General features: G+C 51.5%; 17 protein-coding genes, 1 other RNA gene and 1 pseudogene. 4 read left to right on the top strand and 15 right to left on the bottom strand.

Translation table 11 applies throughout. The annotated features are described in order from the left end of the window. Positions 1 to 39 precede the first annotated feature (39 nt). The 3 genes from ACNAU7_RS05810 to ACNAU7_RS05820 all read right to left on the bottom strand — a co-directional run bounded on the left by ACNAU7_RS05810 (position 40) and on the right by ACNAU7_RS05820 (position 2,022). Positions 40 to 477, bottom strand: a complete 438-nt coding sequence (locus tag ACNAU7_RS05810) for a PTS sugar transporter subunit IIA (RefSeq protein WP_308076252.1) — start codon at positions 475 to 477, stop codon at positions 40 to 42. Positions 478 to 565: 88 nt separating this feature from the next. Continuing rightward, complete coding sequence (locus ACNAU7_RS05815) at positions 566 to 1,129, bottom strand: hypoxanthine-guanine phosphoribosyltransferase (RefSeq protein ID WP_416301433.1); 564 nt, start codon at positions 1,127 to 1,129, stop codon at positions 566 to 568. 68 nt (positions 1,130 to 1,197) lie between these two features. Beyond that, a complete protein-coding gene (locus tag ACNAU7_RS05820; RefSeq protein WP_416301435.1) occupies positions 1,198 to 2,022 on the bottom strand; it encodes a DNA ligase in 825 nt (274 codons plus the stop codon). A gap of 89 nt (positions 2,023 to 2,111) precedes the next feature. On the opposite strand from ACNAU7_RS05820, the gene ACNAU7_RS05825 reads away from it, so the two are divergent. Further along, the gene (locus ACNAU7_RS05825) at positions 2,112 to 2,744 is read left to right on the top strand and encodes an MBL fold metallo-hydrolase (RefSeq protein WP_416301437.1); all 633 of its coding nucleotides are present in this window, start codon (positions 2,112 to 2,114) and stop codon (positions 2,742 to 2,744) included. A 206-nt stretch (positions 2,745 to 2,950) separates the two neighbouring features. Here the strand turns inward: ACNAU7_RS05825 and rmuC are convergent, their stop codons facing one another. The 5 genes from rmuC to ACNAU7_RS05850 form a co-directional block, all read right to left on the bottom strand. Beyond that, on the bottom strand, positions 2,951 to 4,735 hold the full coding sequence (gene rmuC / locus ACNAU7_RS05830; RefSeq protein WP_308032074.1) for a DNA recombination protein RmuC: 1,785 nt from the start codon (positions 4,733 to 4,735) through the stop codon (positions 2,951 to 2,953). Positions 4,736 to 5,073: 338 nt separating this feature from the next. After that, complete coding sequence (locus ACNAU7_RS05835; protein ID WP_416301439.1) at positions 5,074 to 5,862, bottom strand: cytochrome c1; 789 nt, start codon at positions 5,860 to 5,862, stop codon at positions 5,074 to 5,076. 14 nt (positions 5,863 to 5,876) lie between these two features. After that, positions 5,877 to 7,226 carry a cytochrome b gene (locus ACNAU7_RS05840; RefSeq protein WP_107863866.1) on the bottom strand — a complete coding sequence of 450 codons (1,350 nt, stop codon included), beginning with the start codon at positions 7,224 to 7,226 and terminating at the stop codon, positions 5,877 to 5,879. An 18-nt stretch (positions 7,227 to 7,244) separates the two neighbouring features. After that, on the bottom strand, positions 7,245 to 7,826 hold the full coding sequence (gene petA, locus ACNAU7_RS05845; RefSeq protein ID WP_003752780.1) for a ubiquinol-cytochrome c reductase iron-sulfur subunit: 582 nt from the start codon (positions 7,824 to 7,826) through the stop codon (positions 7,245 to 7,247). A 122-nt stretch (positions 7,827 to 7,948) separates the two neighbouring features. Continuing rightward, a complete protein-coding gene (locus tag ACNAU7_RS05850; protein ID WP_416301442.1) occupies positions 7,949 to 8,698 on the bottom strand; it encodes a Nif3-like dinuclear metal center hexameric protein in 750 nt (249 codons plus the stop codon). Positions 8,699 to 8,828: 130 nt separating this feature from the next. On the opposite strand from ACNAU7_RS05850, the gene ACNAU7_RS05855 reads away from it, so the two are divergent. Together ACNAU7_RS05855 and ACNAU7_RS05860 are read left to right on the top strand one after the other, a co-directional pair. After that, complete coding sequence (locus tag ACNAU7_RS05855) at positions 8,829 to 9,758, top strand: LysR family transcriptional regulator (protein WP_003677243.1); 930 nt, start codon at positions 8,829 to 8,831, stop codon at positions 9,756 to 9,758. A gap of 191 nt (positions 9,759 to 9,949) precedes the next feature. Further along, positions 9,950 to 10,444 (top strand): hypothetical protein, encoded by a 495-nt coding sequence (locus ACNAU7_RS05860; RefSeq protein ID WP_416301445.1) that lies wholly within the window; start codon positions 9,950 to 9,952, stop codon positions 10,442 to 10,444. Positions 10,445 to 10,828: 384 nt separating this feature from the next. Here ACNAU7_RS05860 and rpsI read toward each other — a convergent pair whose 3' ends face one another. The 7 genes from rpsI to ppc form a co-directional block, all read right to left on the bottom strand. After that, positions 10,829 to 11,221: a 30S ribosomal protein S9 gene (gene rpsI, locus ACNAU7_RS05865; RefSeq protein WP_003677242.1), complete on the bottom strand. Its 393-nt coding sequence runs from the start codon at positions 11,219 to 11,221 to the stop codon at positions 10,829 to 10,831. A 9-nt stretch (positions 11,222 to 11,230) separates the two neighbouring features. Beyond that, positions 11,231 to 11,662, bottom strand: a complete 432-nt coding sequence (gene rplM, locus ACNAU7_RS05870) for a 50S ribosomal protein L13 (protein ID WP_002215010.1) — start codon at positions 11,660 to 11,662, stop codon at positions 11,231 to 11,233. Between the two features lie 177 nt (positions 11,663 to 11,839). Then, positions 11,840 to 12,019: non-coding RNA, 6S RNA (gene ssrS, locus ACNAU7_RS05875), on the bottom strand. 5 nt (positions 12,020 to 12,024) lie between these two features. After that, a complete protein-coding gene (locus ACNAU7_RS05880) occupies positions 12,025 to 12,330 on the bottom strand; it encodes a cell division protein ZapA (RefSeq protein ID WP_013448331.1) in 306 nt (101 codons plus the stop codon). A gap of 10 nt (positions 12,331 to 12,340) precedes the next feature. Then, positions 12,341 to 12,670 carry a hypothetical protein gene (locus tag ACNAU7_RS05885; protein WP_003708894.1) on the bottom strand — a complete coding sequence of 110 codons (330 nt, stop codon included), beginning with the start codon at positions 12,668 to 12,670 and terminating at the stop codon, positions 12,341 to 12,343. Between the two features lie 54 nt (positions 12,671 to 12,724). After that, a complete protein-coding gene (locus tag ACNAU7_RS05890; protein ID WP_416301451.1) occupies positions 12,725 to 13,714 on the bottom strand; it encodes an NAD(P)H-dependent glycerol-3-phosphate dehydrogenase in 990 nt (329 codons plus the stop codon). 122 nt (positions 13,715 to 13,836) lie between these two features. Beyond that, positions 13,837 to 16,539, bottom strand: a complete 2,703-nt coding sequence (ppc, locus tag ACNAU7_RS05895) for a phosphoenolpyruvate carboxylase (RefSeq protein WP_416301453.1) — start codon at positions 16,537 to 16,539, stop codon at positions 13,837 to 13,839. Between the two features lie 45 nt (positions 16,540 to 16,584). Between ppc and ACNAU7_RS05900 the strand changes: the two are divergent. Beyond that, positions 16,585 to 17,473 (top strand): annotated as a pseudogene (locus ACNAU7_RS05900) (HesA/MoeB/ThiF family protein). Positions 17,474 to 17,655 lie beyond the last annotated feature (182 nt).

Consider the following 17,655-nt stretch of genomic DNA (forward strand, 5'->3'; position numbering starts at 1 on the left):
CAGATGCCGTTTAAAATATTTTCCTACCCTGCCGCTTCTTCAGACGGCATCGCCGCTGCGCCGGCACACCAAATCTTCGGGCGCGGACGTGATGGCGAAAATGCCCTTTACCGCCGCCTCTCTGACGCATTCGGTAAATGCGGCAAGGTCTTCCGCCGTCGGCGAATATTGGACGGCCTTAATCATCATCGGCGCATTCAGGCCGGTCAGAATGGCCGATTTATTTTCGCGTACAAGGCGGCGGGCCGCATTGCAGGGGGTCGCACCGAAAATATCGGTCATAATCAGCACGCCGTCGTTGTCGGGAAATTCCTGAAGCGCGGCAATGGCGTTGTTGATGATGTCGTCTTGGTCTTCCGTCGGCTGCACACCGAGTATGCGGACGTTTTCAGGCATCCCGCTTGGGAAAAAATGATGTGCCAGCTTGCGGTAGGCTTCGCCTATGGTTTCGTGTGTAACGATTAAAAGCCCTATCATGGTGTATATGCGTCCTGTTTATAATTCTTCTGCCAACCTGCCGTATAAACGTTATGCCGTCTGAAAAACATTCAGACGGCATGCCTGCCTATTTGCCGTTCAGTGCGTAAATCTCGCCCAGATTGCGCCAGCAGCCTGCCGCATCCATGCCGTAACCGAAAACATAACGGTTCGGCACATCCAGTCCGACATAATCGGCTCGGATAGGCTTGGGTTTGTCGATCAGCTTGTTGGCGAACACCGCCGAACGGCAGCTTGCCGCACCCATTTCCAAAAGTTTGGCTTGAATGGCGGACATCGTATGCCCTTCGTCCAGAATATCGTCCAACACAACCACATGCCTGCCTCGGATTTGTTCCGCATCGGGTATACGTTTCCAGTTGAACGCGCCGCCCTCCAGCTTGTCGCCGTAACGGGAAACGTGAACATAATCAAAGTCCAACGGAAAGCGCAACAGCGGCAGCAACTGCCCCGTAAACACCACCGCGCCGCCCATCACGGGCAGCAGCAACGGATATTTATCCCCCAAATCGTGCGTAATCTCGTCCGCCACTTTTTGCAGCGCGGCACGGCATTGCCCTTGGTCGAACAAAAGCTCGGCGTTTTCAAGCATCGCCTGTGTTTCAAGGCGTTTGGTTTCCAAATCGGTCATATGTCGGAATCGGTCGGTAAAAGGAAAATTATAAACCAAAGTATCGGCTGCCGTCCGAACCGTCCTGCTCAGCGGTCGGTACGCACGCGCACAAACGTGGCGAATTTCGGCGTACCTTTCTGCGTAAAGCCACGGTAGCGGTAGGTAATCAGCGTACCGATTTTGGGTGGGTTGTCGCGGTCTTTATCTTTGAAGCCGCTGCCAATGCGGAATTCGCCGTGCCGGTTTTTGCAGCCGACCGCGCCCAACCGTCCGGCGTTTCGCCCTTTGCCCTCATAGTGCCGCGTTACCGTGCATTCATCGTCGTATTGGCTTTTCAGCTTCAATAATTGGCTGCTCCTGCCACCGCTGTAACGGGATTCGGGCTGGCGCAGCATCACGCCTTCGCCGCCCTGCGCTTCAATTTGTTTCAAAAAATCCATCGCGTGCTGCCGGTCGCGCACTTTGATTTGCGGGATGATGGTAATCTGCGCGTTCGGATGCGTTTTCAGCCATTGCGTTGCGACTGCCAAACGTTGGTAGAGGTTGCCCTGCGCCTTGGGTACGTCGAAAACGTGCAGGCGGATACCGCGCCAATCGCCGGAAGACGAACGCACGGCGGCGGAAATCTGCTCAAACTGACCGCGTCCGCTATACAATTCGCCGTCCAAAGGATAAGGCGGAAACTGCGCGGTAAAGCCTTTGGGGGGCGTAAACGCATAGCCCTGACGGCTCATCAGGTGCTTTCCGTCCCAATACGCGCGCACGCCGTCGAGTTTCTCGCTCATCGCCCAGCCGGCAATGTCCTGCCCTTTGTATTCCTGCGCCAGCATCAAATCCGCCGCGCCTGCCGATGCAGGGATGAAAACCGCCGTAAAAATCGGTATGATGCCGCCGATTATCTTCTTAATCACCTGATTCCCCCAATATCAAAACAGGCGGCAAACCGCCATAAAACAAACGGCAAACCCGATGCCGTCTGAAAACCGTTTAGGAACACGCCATGACCCTACGTTACGAAATCCTCTCCATTACCCCCTTCCGCCAAAACTGCACCCTGATTTGGGACGACGAAAGCGGCGAAGCCGTCCTGACCGATGTCGGCGGCGACGTACCGTTCCTGCTGCAAGAGTTGGCAAACCGCAAACTCACGCTCACGGCAATCTGGCTGACGCACGGCCATCTCGATCACGCGGGCGGCGTGGTCGAGATGCTGAAAACGCATAAAGTCCCCGTCCTCGGGCCGCACCGCGAAGATGAATTCCTGCTCCAATCGCTGCCGCAAACCACCGCGCAATACGGATTTCCCGTCTCGCCCGCATTTTCGCCGAACCGTTGGCTCGAAGAAGGCGAAACGCTCACGGTCGGACGCTATGCCTTTCAAGTGCTGCATATTCCGGGCCATACGCCAGGACATGTCGTCTTTTATTGCGCCGAGGCGGAATTGCTGATTGCGGGCGACGTGCTGTTTTACGAAACCATAGGCAGAACCGATTTTCCGCGCGGCAACCACACCGACTTAATCAATAATATCCGCAACAAATTATTCGCCCTCCCCGAAACCGTGCAAGTTGTCGCCGGACACGGGCGTATGACTTCCATCGGACACGAAAAGCGGCACAATCCGTTTTTCTAACCGCCTTCCCTACGGTCTTCAGACGGCATCATCTGCACTGATGCCGTCTGAAACACAAAAGGCTCAGACAACCGCTGCCTTGCCGGTGTACCTCGCCAGACAAGGCTTTGGTAAGTACTTCAAACAAACCCCAAATCAGAACCGGTACAGTTACGCCGCACTTTCGGCATTCCCGCCCCTGCTGAAACAATATTTTTCCGCACAAGTCAGACTGCTTCATCTTCTGCCGCATATTCCAAAGATTCCGACAACGACGTTGTTTCATTGGCACGTTCGGTCAAATCTCGTGCAAGCTGCTTGTTTGCCTTCACCCCCAACAGACGCAATTTCTCGGCGCGTCCGACCAGATTCCCGCGCCCCTCGGCAAGCTGCTTAAATGCCGTCTGAAAGCTGCTTTGCGCCTGATCGATGCTTTTACCGACGCTTTCGAGCGTTTGGGCGAAACCGACAAACTTGTCATACAGCTTGCCGCCTTCATCCGCAATCGCCAGTGCGTTCTGATTTTGCTGTTCGTTGCGCCAAATATTCGCCACCGTCCTCAAAGTTGCCAGCAGCGTACTGGGGCCGACCAGCATAATCCGTTTGTCGAAACACTCTTGAAACAAGCCCGCGTCATGCTGCAACGCCAGCAGGTAGGCTGGTTCGACAGGTATAAACATAAAGACGAAATCCAATGTGTTCACACCTTCCAAATCGGTGTAATCTTTCAGCGACAAGCCTTTCATATGCGCGCGTATGCTGGCAACGTGTGCCACCAGTTCGCGTGCCGCCGCATCCGCATCCTCCGCCTGCGTGTAGCGCACATAAGCTGTCAGCGAAACCTTGGAATCAATCACAATCTGCTTGTTATCGGGCAGGTTGACCAAAACGTCGGGCTGGAGGCGGCGCGTGCCGCCGTCTTCCTCTTTTCGGACAGATGCCGCCTGAACCACATATTCCCGCCCTTTCTGAAGGCCGGAATTTTCCAAAACCGTTTCCAGAATCATCTCGCCCCAATTGCCCTGAACCTTGTTCTGCGTACCGGTCAGCGCGTTGGTCAGGGCCTTTGCCTCGCTGTGCAGCTGCGCATTCAATCCTTGAAGCCGTTTCAATTCGTTTTCCAACGTCAGCCGCTCGCGCGATTCTTTATCATAGGTTTGCTTGACCAACTCGCCGAAACCGTGGATGCGTTCGTTTAACGGGTTCAAAACCTGATGGAGCTGCTCTCGGTTCTGCTCGGTAAAACGGCGACTTTTTTCTTCCAAAATCGTGTTGGCAAGATTTTGAAACTGATCGCTCAAGCTCTTGCGCGCTTCGCCCAGTAAGGACAGCTTCTCTTCAGAAGCAAGGCGTTCCTGTTCGATTTGCGTTGCCAAACGTTCGTTTTCAACCGCCAAACCCTGTGCCTTTTCCTGCAAATCGATATGCGACTGCCTCAACCGCTCCGCTTCTGCCTCTTTTTCCTGCAAATGGGCAATCTGTTTTTCGGCTGCGGCAAAACGGTTGCCCACATCGGAAAGGTCGTTTTGCACGTCGCGGAGAGTTTGGCGGCTTTCTTCCAAATCGGTTTCGACTCTTTGGCGGATTTGGCGTTCCAGCGCATATTGATCGGCAAACGCCTTCCGCTCCTGTCCGAGCTGGGTTGCCAAACGTTCGTTTTCAACCGCCAAACCCTGCGCCTTTTCCTGCAAATCGATATACGACTGCTTCAGCCGAACCGATTCCGCCTCTTTTTCCTGCAAATAAGCAATCTGCTTTTCGGCTGCGGAAAAACGGTTGCCCAAAACATAATTTTCGTCTTGCAAATGCTCGTATTTCCCATCCAAAACGGCCAATTCCGATGCAATTTCTGCGTGTGCCTGTTCAACAAAATCACATCTTGCCGCCTTTTCCGCCAATTGCGCGTTCAATACGGCTAATACACCTTGAAACCGGCTCTTCATCAGCAACCATGTAAACAACACGCCTGACAGCAAAGCCGCCAGCAATAGCAACACAGTCATCAGCTCCATAAATCATCCTAATATTCAAACATTTTCACACCGGACAAAACCGCCGCTTATTCCGATTCTACCTGTTTGTTCGACATAGCTCCAAAAAATATAGCGGATTGGCTTTAAACCTGTTCGACATCGCCTTACCATGCTGCTTGCGGTTTCAGACCTTTTCCTAATTCAATATCAATCTGCCACAAACCCTAATTAAGTTCCCGATGTCTGACATTTTTAGAATGATGCCGTCTGAAATGTTGCAGCTATGTTCAGACGGCATACGGGTGCTGATTTTCCAAAAGGGCCGAAGCATGCAAAAAGGGCAAATCCTAAAGGATTTGCCCTTTTGTTCCAAACGCTTAGTGTACGTCTTTCCAATATTCTTTTTTCAGGAAATACGCCAAAGGCAGCATAACCGCCAATAAGAAAATCATCACGACATAGCCTATACGTTTGCGTTGCAGTTGTGCAGGCTCGCCCATGTACACAAGATAGTTCACCAAATCGCGTACATATGCGTCGTACTCTTTTTGGATCACTTTGCCGTTCGGCAGGCGACGGCTGTGCAGACCGGTAGATTCCCAATACAGCTTAGGCTTCATCTCGCCGTGTTCGTCTTTTACCATAACCGGCTGACCTTTGGCATCCAACTCAACGGCTTGAACACCTTGTTGCTCCCACAGCGGGTGAGGCATACCGACTTTATCAAATACGGTATTGTTCCAGCCGCTCGGACGCGTAGGATCCTTATAGAATCCGCGCATATAGGCGTAAAGGTAGTCTGCACCTTTAGAACGCGCAATCAACGTCAAATCGGGCGGAGCAGCACCAAACCATTTTGCCGCATCTTTAGGATCCATTGCAGCATGCATCACATCGCCGACATTATCGGTGGTAAACATCAGGTTTTTCTTGATTTCTTCGTCAGTCAAACCGATGTCTTTCAAACGGTTGAAACGCATACCGCTTGCCGAGTGACATGACAGACAGTAGTTGGTAAAGATTTGTGCGCCGCGCTGCAAGCTTACTTGGTCGCGCAAATCGATATCGACTTTCTCATAGTGTGCATGACCGCCCGAAGCAAATGCCGCACTCATGGGTACTGCCAACAGTAAGGCAGTAAACCAGTTTTTCATAACTTGTTTCATTTTAACTGCCCTCATCAGATGTTGGTTGCAAACAGATATGCACAAACCGCCGTAATGCCTACATAAACAAAAAACATGATTTTCTGTTTGGCGGTACTCATGGTTACACGTTCGGGAACCGGTTTGTTGGTATCCAGTTTGGTATAGAACGGCATACCCAAGAAGAATGCAAAATAGACGAAGGACAGGATGCGCGCAACCAAAGTACGCGTATCAGTTGCCACCATCGCACCCAAAATACCCAAACCGATAAAGGCAATGATGAACAAGACCAATGCGGTTTTGAAAATCGGACCGCGGTAACGGACGGATTTCACCTCGCCCCTATCCAGCCAAGGCAACAGGGCAATCAGTACAACTGCCGCACCCATACCGATTACACCCCATACCTGTGTTCCCAAGAACGAGGGAATCGCACGCAAAATGGCGTAGAACGGAGTGAAGTACCATACCGGTGCAATGTGCGGAGGTGTTTTCAGCGCATTTGCTGCATCGAAGTTTGGCGCTTCCAAGAAGTAGCCGCCGCCTTCAGGTGCAAAGAACAACACGGAACAGAAGACAATCAGGAATACAACAACACCCAAGATGTCTTTAACGGTGTAGTAAGGATGGAATGGGATACCATCGCGTGGAATACCGTTTTCGTCTTTGTTTTTCTTGATTTCAACGCCGTCAGGGTTGTTAGAACCCACTTCGTGCAGGGCGATAATGTGCGCCACAACCAAGCCGAGCAATACCAGAGGTACTGCGATAACGTGCAGGGCGAAGAAGCGGTTTAGGGTAACATCGGAAACGTTGAAGTCGCCGCGGATCCAAGTGGACAAATCAGGACCGATAACAGGGATGGCGGAGAACAGGTTAATAATTACCTGCGCACCCCAGAAGGACATTTGACCCCAAGGCAACAGGTAGCCCATAAAGGCTTCCGCCATCAATGCCAAGAAAATCAGAGAACCGAAAATCCACACCAACTCACGGGGTTTTTTGTACGAACCGTAAATCAAACCACGGAACATGTGCAGATAAACAACAATGAAAAAGAAAGATGCGCCGGTGGAATGCATGTAGCGGATAATCCAACCGCCAGACACGTCGCGCATGATGTACTCTACTGCGGTAAAGGCAGCAGGCAGATGGTAGGCGTTAAGGTTGCCGTCCGGTTTGTAGTTCATAGTCAGGAAAATACCGCTGACGATTTGAATCACAAGGACAAGCAAGGCTAAAGAGCCGAAGTAATACCAGAAGTTGAAGTTCTTTGGTGCGTAGTATTGAGCCAAATGCTCATTCCACATCTTAGACAGGGGGAAACGAGCGTCCATCCAGCCTAACAATGCTTTTGCTTTGCTATTGGTTTGGTTTGCCATAATTATCGTTCCTTATTCTCAGTCTTCACCCACCAAGATGGTAGTATCGCTCAGATATTTGTAAGGCGGTACGACCAAGTTGGTCGGCGCAGGAACACCTTTATACACCCTACCTGCAATGTCGAATTTCGAACCGTGGCAGGGGCAGAAAAAGCCGCCCTTCCAGCCCGCACCCAAATCGGCAGGTGCAATGTCGGGACGGTAGGTCGGAGAACAGCCCAAGTGAGTGCAGATACCGATGGCAACGAGAATGTTCGGTTTAATCGAACGTGTCTCGTTTTTAGCGTATTCCGGCTGTTGTTCCACATCGGAATTGGGATCAGTAAGTTCGCCGTTGAGGCTTTTCAGGTCTTTAAGCTGTTGATCCGTACGGTTGACCACCCAAATCGGTTTGCCTTGCCACTCAGCAGTCAACATCTGACCCGCTTCGATTTTGCTGACATCCACTTCGACGGCAGCACCGGCGGCCTTAGCTTTTTCCGAAGGGAAAAAACTGGCCACAAACGGCGTTGCCACACCCAATGCTGCCACTCCGCCTGCGCCGCAGGTCGCAAGTGTCAGGAAACGGCGGCGGCCGTTATTGATTTCTTGATTATCCATTATTCAGTCGTCCTAATATTTTGGGAATACCGAGCCATTAAACATTGCAATTTTACCCAGTTTGCAGTGATACTCAAAGCATTATTTAAAATAAGGTAAAGTTTTATGATATTTCTCAATAATCAAGCCGGATTGCCTTCATCAAAATGACACACTTCCAATCCGAACACTCCTGCCGCCGCCTCCGCCAATGCCTGTATGCCGTAACGTTCCGTCGCATGATGCCCTGCAGAAACAAAAGCCGTACCCGTTTCATTGGCAAGGTGGTATTGGGCTTCAGAGATTTCCCCCGTCAAATATAAATCGACACCTTCGTCTATTGCCGTCTGAAAAAACCCCTGCGCCCCCCCGCTGCACCATGCAACCTTTCTGATTTCACGGTTCAAATCGCCGATAACGACCGGCTTCCTCTGCAAAACTGCTTCAATATGGACAGCCAATGCACCAAGTGTCTTGACTTGTTTCAGGCTTCCTGAGTTAAGCAGGTTTTGTTCGCCAAAACGCCTTTCGACTGTAAAACCGAGTTTTTCAGCGAGTTGGGCGTTATTTCCTAATTCAGGATGCGCATCCAGCGGTAAATGGTAAGCCGCCATATTGATATCATTATTCAATAACGCGGCAATCCGTTCTTTTTTCCAACCGGTAATGGTCGGCAACTCGTTTTTCCAAAACATGCCGTGGTGAACCAGAAGCAAATCTGCCTTCTGATCCGCGGCAAAATCAATTGCCGCTTTGCTTGCAGTTACCGATGTGGCAATCTTACCGATATACTCTTTTCCTTCAATCTGCAAACCGTTGGGGGCATAATCTTTAAACAATGCTGTCTGCAATGTTTCATTACACCAAGTCAGAAAATCCCTGCGCAATACCATCTTTTTTCCTAATCGCTTTAAACAAGCGGGCATTCTAATCGCAAAATGTCCGGAGTTCACATTTTTCCGATTTGCACCCGCATATGAATTATTTTAATATGCGTCTGTTCAATATGCCGTCTGAAACCTCATGGATTCCATCATCGAACTGCGCCACCTCAAGACCCTGCTGGCACTTGAAGAAACCGGCAGCGTCTCCCTTGCCGCCAAACGGGTTTTCCTTACCCAATCGGCACTTTCCCACCAAATCCGTATGCTTGAAAACCACTACGGCGCACCGTTGTTCGAACGAAAATCCACACCTTTGCGCTTTACCCCGGTTGGAGAAAGGCTGTTACGCCTCGCTCACGACCTGTTGCCGCAAGTTACCGATGCAGAACGTGATTTGGCACGTATTATAGAAGGAGAGGCAGGAGAATTGCGGATTGCCGTCGAATGCCATACCTGTTTCGACTGGCTCATGCCCGCGATGGGTGAATTCCGCCCGATATGGCCCCAAATCGAATTGGATATCGTATCGGGATTCCAAGCAGACCCTATCGGACTGCTGCTGCAACACCGCGCCGATCTTGCCATTGTTTCCGAAGCGGAAAAACAAAACGGTATTTCTTTCCAACCGCTGTTTGCCTACGAAATGGTCGGCATTTGCGCACCGGACCATCCGCTTGCCGCCAAAAACGTTTGGACGGCGGAAGACTTTATCGGGGAAACCCTGATTACCTATCCCGTTCCCGATGAAATGCTGGATTTGCCCAAAAAAATCTTGATTCCGAAAAACATCAACCCGCCACGCCGACACAGCGAACTGACCATTGCCATTATCCAACTGGTTGCCAGCCGAAGGGGAATCGCCGCCCTTCCTTACTGGACCGTTATGCCCTACCTTGAAAAAGGCTATGTCGTTCACCGGCAGATTACCGACGACGGACTGCAAAGCAAACTGTATGCCGCCATCCGCACTGAAGACACAGATAAAAGTTATCTGAACAACTTTTGCCAAATCATACGTGAACGCGGCTTCGCGGACTTGCCCGGATTAAGTGAGTTGGAACCAGTCTGATTTCCCTTGTTCAAACCATACCCATGCGGTTTTTCTATTTTTTATATTTAAGAAAACGGAATAGTTATTAGAAAAACTCTTTTAACATGGCCTCAAGGGGTTGTTAAACTTGAAACTATATGAGATGGGAACAGACTCATAACGGGTGAAATATATGGACCAACAGGACGTTTTAGGCATGGAACAAAATAATGAGATTAACGAAATATCCTTATAACTCCATAAGAGAGTTAGAAGACTATTTAATAAACACCTATCAAAAATATATTATTCTACAAGAGGGAGGAAAAGAGATTTATCGATGTTTTATTCTTTCTTTTTATAAAGAATTCAATATAGGTATTGGATTAGCTGTTTCCTGCATAAGTATTCCCCCAAAAGTATTAATACTTGATGATAAAAATATTTTTATCGGATTTGATTCAGTCGTTTTTTATATTTCTATACAAAATTCAAAAGTTAACATGCTAAATATAGATGGAATAGTTTTTGATATTTATTTATTGGATAATCAAAAAATTTGTATTATTCATGAGTTGGGTGCAATTATTACAGATAAAAACTTAACAAGAGAGAATTCAGTATCTACCGATATAATATCAGACTGGGAAATAGATAAAGTTAATAAGTTAATCGTATTAAAAGAGTTAGACTCTGAAAAAATAATTTCTCTAAATTATGATTAAGGATGCTTGGTTATTTAAGATATTCTCCCCATTTATGTAATACAGGTTAGCTAAAAACTAGGAAACTGTTCCTTTACTGATGATCAGCTTGAACGGCGGCGGTGACACCTATGCTAACCCTAATAGATTGCCATTTTTATAAGCTAGTTGAAGTAGCCATTCTATTTTTTCAATAACTCCAAATGAATTAAAAGTTATTTTACAAAGTAGAAATACGATGTCCTCTCCAGCAACAGCCATCCCTGGCGGTCAGTTCGTCCGTGTAGTCGATACTGGTGCTGTTTTTGATTTTTGCCCAATCTGCAATCTTTAAATTGCCAATGGGAAACTGTCTGCTACAAATAAAAAACCCTGCAATAAGCAGGGTTTTTTGAATTTCCAACATTAACGTTTGGAGAATTGTTTTGCACGGCGTGCTTTGCGCAGACCCGGTTTTTTACGTTCGACTTCGCGTGCATCACGAGTAACGAAACCGGCTTGAGACAAGGCGGGTTTCAACGCGGCATCGAAGTCGATCAGGGCACGGGTAATGCCGTGGCGGATTGCGCCGGATTGACCGGTTTCACCACCGCCAACAACATTGACTTTGATGTCGAACGATTCTGTGTTTTCAGTCAGAACCAAGGGTTGGCGAACAACCATTCGGCTGGTTTCGCGTGCGAAGAATTCGTCAACGGGGCGGCCGTTTACGATGATTTGACCTGTACCTTTAGTCAGGAATACACGAGCCACTGAACTTTTGCGGCGGCCTGTGCCGTAGTAGTATTTACCGTTCATGTCGCGTCCTTATTTCAATTCCAAAACTTTGGGTTGTTGTGCGGCATGGGCATGTTCTGCACCAGCGTACACTTTCAGTTTTTTAATCATGGCGTAACCCAAGGGACCTTTGGGCAACATGCCTTTTACGGCTTGTTCCAAAGCGCGACCCGGGAATTGCTCTTGCATTTCGCGGAAAGTGCGTTCGTAGATACCGCCCGGGAAACCGGAGTGGCGGAAGTATTTTTTGTCTTCGAATTTGGCACCGGTTACACGCAGTTTGTCCGCATTGATGACGATGATATAATCGCCGGTATCGACGTGGGGCGTGTATTCAGGTTTGTGTTTGCCACGCAAACGGCTGGCGACTTCGGCTGCAACGCGACCCAAGACTTTGTCTTGGGCATCGATGACGAACCATTCGCGCTTCACCTCGTGGGGTTTCGCTGAAAAGGTTTTCATAGTGGAAATCCAGATAGATATAGAAAGTTGTAAATTTTAAAGACAGGATTCGATTTTGTCAATCGCATTACCGCGTTACGGAAGGATTTTCCGGATTTCGGCAGACTGCATACTGCTTTTTCAGGCGGGGCGGCGGCCAATGTGAAAAACCGCATCGTTGCGATGCGGTTTTGAATGGGAATCCCCGCGAGAGCCGTTTCGGCCGAATCCGCTTGAACCTTGCTGACAAGGCGGCTGCCTCGGGTAGTTTCGGGTGCGTCCGCAAAAGGACGCTCGCGCCCACTACAGCTCCCGACAACCTTAAGCGAACTTATTGGTTCAAAGGAATATATGCCTTCGCGGACACCGCAGGGAAAAAGAGGTTATTCCTGCGCCAAGCGGGATAGTGCTTTTTGGCAGGCGTTGTCCATATCGGTTATTTTACGCGCAAAATCGCCGATTGCCAAATCGCCGCCGTTCAGGGAGGTTTTCAACAGGTCGTGGACGACGTTGAGCGCGGCCATAATGACGATTTTTTCGCTGTCCGCGACGCGTCCGCCTTCGCGGATGGCTTCGGCTTTGCCGTTGAGCATTCCGACTGCCTGCAACAGTGTGTCTTTTTCTTCTGCCGGCGTGTTGACGGTCAACCGGGCGTGCATGACTTCGATGTGGACTTGTTCGATGTTCATCCTTTAATCCTTATTGCTGCGTTTCCTGCCGTTGGGGGAGGCGCGCTGCCAGTGCGCTGATTTTTTCCCTGCTCTGTTCGAGCAGGCTGCGGTATCGTGCATTTTCTTCTGTCAGGCTGTCGATTTTGTTTTGCAGGTCTTCTTTGAGTTTGCCGACTTGGACGAGCAGGGCTTCGCTGAGTTCGTCGACGGCGGTTTCGTGTTCGAGTTTTTGCCGCTCGTGCGCCCGTTTGAGTTCGGCGACGGTTTCTTTGAGGCGGCGGTTTTCGCTGACGAGGGTTTCGAATTTTTGTACCAGCGTATAAACGCTGCTTTCGAGTTTTTCGATATTTTGTTTCATAACCTTACCTGTCCGTATGCCGTCTGAAGGCTTCAGACGGCATCTGTTTGTTGTTTATTCGAAACGCGCGCTGCGTTCCATCAGCCTTTCGACGACCTGCTGAGGGGTCATTTCTTTGCGGATGAGTTGCAGCAGGGTTTGGGTAATCGGCATGTCGATTTGGTACTTACAGGCAGTATTGAAGACTTCTTCTATGGTGCTGACCCCTTCGGAAACGTGCCCGATTTCGACCAGCACCTGATGCAGTTCCTTGCCTTCTGCCAACCCCAAGCCGACGCGGCGGTTGCGCGAAAGTGCGCCGGTGCAGGTGAGAATGAGGTCGCCGATGCCAGCCAGTCCCATCATGGTTTTGGGCTGTGCGCCCATTGCGGAGGCAAGGCGGGTGATTTCAGCTAATCCGCGCGTAACCAGTGCGGCGCGGGCGTTAAGCCCGTACTCTAGACCGTCGGACAATCCGGTGGCAATCGCCATAACATTTTTTACCGCGCCGCCAACCGCCACGCCGATAACGTCGGTACTGCCGTAAAGCCTCATGACGGTCGTGTTGAGCTGCGGTACGAGTTCTTCAATCCACTCTTGGTTTTCGGAGGCGAGGACGACGGCGCAGGGCAGTTGTTTGGCGAGTTCCTGTGCAAAACTCGGACCGGAAAGTACGCCGATTTTTTTATTGTCGGGCAATACTTCTTTCAATACTTGAAAGGTCAGCAGCCCTGTATCCTGCTCGAATCCTTTGCAGGCGGCGAGGACGGGGAGGTGTCCCGCGCCGTACTGTTTGAGCAGCTCTGCGCTGCTTCTCAATCCGGCAACGGAGGTTACAATAAGGACAAGTCCGCTGTCTTTGAGCGCGTCTGCCAAATCCGCACACACTTCCAGCGTTTCGGGAAAGAAAAAGCCGGGCAGTCCGCGTTTGTTTTCACGCGCTTCCTGCATTTGGCGGACTTGGTCTGCGTTGCGCGTCCACAGGGATACGCGGTTGCCGTGTTGGGAAAAATGCAGGGCAAGCGCCGTACCCCACGAACCTGCGCCGATAACGGTAATTTTCATTGGTCGTCTTTCAACATATCACTGCCGTTCACTTTAAAACAATCGGTGTTTCTCTGCAAGTGCGGTCAGGGAAATGCCGTCTGAAAGGCGTTCAGACGGCATTTTGCCCCGATACGGCACTATCAGCCTGTATTGCGCAAACCTTGCGCTACGCCGTTGATGGTCAGGTGGACCATCAGCAGCGCGTGCGGATTGTCAGGCTCTTTGCGCAGGCGTTTGAGCATGGCGACTTGCAGTCCGTTGAGGGCGTTCAGGTAGGGAATCCTCAAGGCGAGCGAACGGGCGAGGCTGCGGTTGTCGCGCAAAAGTTCTTCGGTTTGCAGCAGGTCGAGCAGGGCTTTGCGGCTGCGCCGGTATTCTTCCTTAATCATTCCGAAGATGATTTTTGCCTTATCGGGCGATTCGCTCAAGCCGGCATAGTTTTCCGCCAGGGTGATGTCGGTTTTCGCCATCACTTGTTCCATGTTGGAGAGCATGGCTTGGAAGAATGGGTTGTTTTGAGCGTGTTCACGCAGGGCGGCGAGAGTTTCTGGTTTGCCTTCGCACAAGGTTTCCACCGCGCTGCCGAAGCCGTACCACGCGGGCAGCATCAGCCGGTTCTGCATCCAAGAGAATACCCACGGTATCGCGCGCAAGTCCTGAATCCGCGCCAAGGTTTTGCGGCTGGCGGGGCGGCTGCCGAGGTTGAGGGTGGCGATTTCCTGAATCGGGCTGGTTTGCAGGAAGTAGTCGATGAAGTCGGGGTGGGTAATCAGCTCGCGGTAGTATTTGAACGATACGTCCGACAAATCCTGCATCAGTTTGGCATCAGGGTCTTTTTTATCCGGCAGGATACTGGCTTCCAAAGTGGCGGCAACCAAGGTTTCGAGGTTGCGCACAGCGTTGCTGGGGTCGGCGTATTTGGCGGTGATGACTTCGCCTTGCTCGGTGATGCGGATTTGTCCGGCCACGCTGCCTGCCGGTTGGGCGAGAATGGCTTGGTAAGACGGGCCGCCGCCGCGACCTACGCTGCCGCCGCGACCGTGGAACAAGCGCATGCGGACATCGTATTTTTTGAAGAGTTCGACCAAGCCCAACTCGGCCTGATACAGACACCATGAGCTGGTAACGTAGCCGCCGTCCTTGTTGGAGTCGGAATAGCCCAGCATGATTTCTTGGATATTGCCGCGGCTTTCGAGCAGGGCATCGTACCAGTCGAGGCGGAACATGGTTTCCATGACCGGACAGGCGTTTTCCAACGCTTCGATGGTTTCAAACAGAGGCACAATATTGATGCGGCTGTGCGGTTTGCCGTTTTCCACCGCCAACAGGCCGCTTTCTTTCAGCAGCAATGCCAAGGCGAGCAGGTCGCTGGGTTGTTCGCAGTTGGAAATAATGCTTTGCGTAACGGCATCTTCGCCGAATTCGTCTTTGATTTTGCGCGCTTCGTTGAAAATCGCCAGTTCGTGGCGAGTATGGTCGCTGTATGTGATGAACGGACTGTACAGTGGACGTTGATGGCTCAATTCGCGCAACAGGGCGGCTTGTTTTTGCTCTTCATTCAGGCTGTTGTAGTCTTCCAAGCCTGCGTGTTGGAAAAGCTCGGCAACCACATCGGCGTGTTTGCCTGCGTGTTGGCGCAGGTCGAGCGGCATCATGTGGAAGCCAAACACGGACACGGAACGGATGAGGTCTGCCAAACGGCCTTCGGCAAGCAGGCGGCTGCCGTTGTCGATAAGGGAACGTTGCAATTTTTTCAAATCATCGAGAAATTCTTGGGCCGAAGCATAAGGCTCGAGAAAGCCAAATTTGCAGCCCATGCCCAAACCAAGCGCGCGTGCTTTGCCCAAGGCGCGCGCCATGATGTAGGCGATGGCGCGGCGGTAGGGTTCTTCAGTGCGGGCGATTTCTTCATCAGGCGATTTGTCGGACAACGCCATCACATCGCCGTTGACTTTGACGCGGCGGATGGAGAGCGGCAACTCGCGGTAGAGTTTGTCGAGTTCGCCGCGATAGAAGCGGAACACGGCATCGGCATGCCGTCTGAACGCAAAACGCAGGGTTTCGGCAGAAACAAACGGATTGCCGTCGCGATCGCCGCCGATCCAGCCGCCGATTTTGAGGATGTCCGGAACGCGGACGCCGGGATAGGCCGTCTGAAAGTCGTGTTCCATCTTGCGGTAGAGCTTGGGCAGGGCTTCAAAAAAGCTCATCGGGAAGATGGACACGCCGTTGTTGATTTCGTCGTTGACGCTGAGTTTGTGGCGGCGCGTTTCGCTGGTCTGCCACAAGCCCAAAAGCACGGTGTCGATTTCGCGGCGCAGCCGTGCCAGCGCATCGGCATTGGTGCAGCGTTCGCGTTGCGGCAGCAGCGCGCGGATGCGGCGGTTGAAATTCAAGACGGTCTGGCGTTGTACTTCGGTCGGGTGCGCGGTCAAAACGGCGGTAACGGACGTATTGTCCAACTGCCGCTGCACCGTTTTGCCGTCGGTTTTCCCCGCTTTGAGCCTGCGGACGGTTTCCGTCAGGCTGCCTTCCGCGCCGCTGTGTCTGGCTTCTTCGTGGATTTGGCGGCGGCGTTCGTGGTGCACGTCTTCGGCGATGTTCAAAATTTGTGCGAACAGCCCGCAGGCAAGCGTCAGATCGTAGGTTTGCTGTTCGTCCAGTTGCGGCAAAACCTTCTCAATCAGTGCCGCGCTGTCGTCAGAAGTGGACAAGAGTTTGACCGTTTCGACAACCAATGGCGAGGCTTCTTCGTGCAGGAGGTTGAACAGGGATTGTTTCAGAAATTCCGCGTCCGCCGCCAAAGCGGCATCTTTCGGATTATTTAAGATATGCAGTTGCATGATTTTTCTCTCTCGTTTGCCGTAAATATTGTAAATGTACCCCAAATGCCGCATCCGTGCCAAACCGTTCACACCTTAACCGCCCGTGTCCCGAAATGCCGTCTGAAGTTGAACGCCGCCCGACGGCAGCGTTACAATCGCCCGCAACTGTTTTTTTCCGAACATCATCATGACCACGACCGAACACGACAACGAACTCCTGCTGCGGTACAGCCGCCACATCCTTTTGGACGAAATCGGCATCGAAGGGCAGCAGAAACTTTCCGCCGCGCATATTTTGGTCGTCGGCTGCGGCGGATTGGGTGCCGCCGCCCTGCCCTACCTTGCCGCTTCCGGCATCGGCACGCTGACCATAGCCGATTCCGACACGGTCGAACTGCACAACCTGCAACGCCAAGTCGCATTTGACGAGGGCGATGTCGGCAAGCCCAAAGCCGAAGCCTTGGCAGACCGCCTGAAACGCATCAACCATACCGTCAACGTCCGCGCCGTCAACGAAAAACTCGACGGCTGCCGCCTGACCGGTTTGGTTCAAGCCGCCGACATCGTTTTAGACTGCTGCGACAACTACGCCACGCGGCAGGCGGTCAACCGCGCCTGCGTGCAGACGAAAACACCACTGGTTTCGGGGGCGGCGGTACGTTTTGAAGGGCAACTTGCCGTGTACCGTCCCGACTTGCCCGACTCGCCGTGTTACGCCTGCCTGTTTGACGGCGGATCGGCTTCAGACGGCATCTGTTCCCTCTTCGGCGTGTTCTCGCCGCTGGTCGGCATCATCGGCTGTACACAGGCGGCAGAGGCTCTGAAAATCCTGCTGGATGCGGGCGAACCGTCGCACGGCAGGCTGGCGGTTTACCGTGCCTTGGAAGGGGGCTGGCAATATTTCGACCTGCCGCGCAACCCCGAATGCCCGATTTGCGGCGCGGAACGGTAAAACCCTGCCGCCATTTCAGACGGCATCCAAACGGATGCGGAGGAACGGTTTTAAAAATTTACATTTCTTTGCAAAAAAAAAAAAAAAAAAAAATAAACTTACCTTATAATTGCAGTTGTTTTAGCAATGTCTGTTTCGCAGACTCATTGAGTAAGACGTTTTCCCCGTAATGTGTTTGGCCG

It is taken from the genome of Neisseria sp. LACPHL-SPEC-2024-00856, assembly GCF_047915665.1.
In the GTDB taxonomy this organism is placed as follows: domain Bacteria; phylum Pseudomonadota; class Gammaproteobacteria; order Burkholderiales; family Neisseriaceae; genus Neisseria; species Neisseria polysaccharea.

Excerpts from the sequence above, each read along its gene's own strand:
- ACNAU7_RS05810 (WP_308076252.1), bottom strand. The coding sequence starts at position 477 with ATGATAGGGCTTTTAATCGTTACACACGAAACCATAGGCGAAGCCTAC.
- ACNAU7_RS05815 (WP_416301433.1), bottom strand. The coding sequence starts at position 1,129 with ATGACCGATTTGGAAACCAAACGCCTTGAAACACAGGCGATGCTTGAA.
- ACNAU7_RS05825 (WP_416301437.1), top strand. The coding sequence starts at position 2,112 with ATGACCCTACGTTACGAAATCCTCTCCATTACCCCCTTCCGCCAAAAC.
- rmuC (WP_308032074.1), bottom strand. The coding sequence starts at position 4,735 with ATGGAGCTGATGACTGTGTTGCTATTGCTGGCGGCTTTGCTGTCAGGC.
- ACNAU7_RS05835 (WP_416301439.1), bottom strand. The coding sequence starts at position 5,862 with ATGAAACAAGTTATGAAAAACTGGTTTACTGCCTTACTGTTGGCAGTA.
- ACNAU7_RS05840 (WP_107863866.1), bottom strand. The coding sequence starts at position 7,226 with ATGGCAAACCAAACCAATAGCAAAGCAAAAGCATTGTTAGGCTGGATG.
- petA (WP_003752780.1), bottom strand. The coding sequence starts at position 7,826 with ATGGATAATCAAGAAATCAATAACGGCCGCCGCCGTTTCCTGACACTT.
- ACNAU7_RS05850 (WP_416301442.1), bottom strand. The coding sequence starts at position 8,698 with ATGGTATTGCGCAGGGATTTTCTGACTTGGTGTAATGAAACATTGCAG.
- ACNAU7_RS05855 (WP_003677243.1), top strand. The coding sequence starts at position 8,829 with ATGGATTCCATCATCGAACTGCGCCACCTCAAGACCCTGCTGGCACTT.
- ACNAU7_RS05860 (WP_416301445.1), top strand. The coding sequence starts at position 9,950 with ATGAGATTAACGAAATATCCTTATAACTCCATAAGAGAGTTAGAAGAC.
- rpsI (WP_003677242.1), bottom strand. The coding sequence starts at position 11,221 with ATGAACGGTAAATACTACTACGGCACAGGCCGCCGCAAAAGTTCAGTG.
- rplM (WP_002215010.1), bottom strand. The coding sequence starts at position 11,662 with ATGAAAACCTTTTCAGCGAAACCCCACGAGGTGAAGCGCGAATGGTTC.
- ACNAU7_RS05880 (WP_013448331.1), bottom strand. The coding sequence starts at position 12,330 with ATGAACATCGAACAAGTCCACATCGAAGTCATGCACGCCCGGTTGACC.
- ACNAU7_RS05885 (WP_003708894.1), bottom strand. The coding sequence starts at position 12,670 with ATGAAACAAAATATCGAAAAACTCGAAAGCAGCGTTTATACGCTGGTA.
- ACNAU7_RS05890 (WP_416301451.1), bottom strand. The coding sequence starts at position 13,714 with ATGAAAATTACCGTTATCGGCGCAGGTTCGTGGGGTACGGCGCTTGCC.
- ppc (WP_416301453.1), bottom strand. The coding sequence starts at position 16,539 with ATGCAACTGCATATCTTAAATAATCCGAAAGATGCCGCTTTGGCGGCG.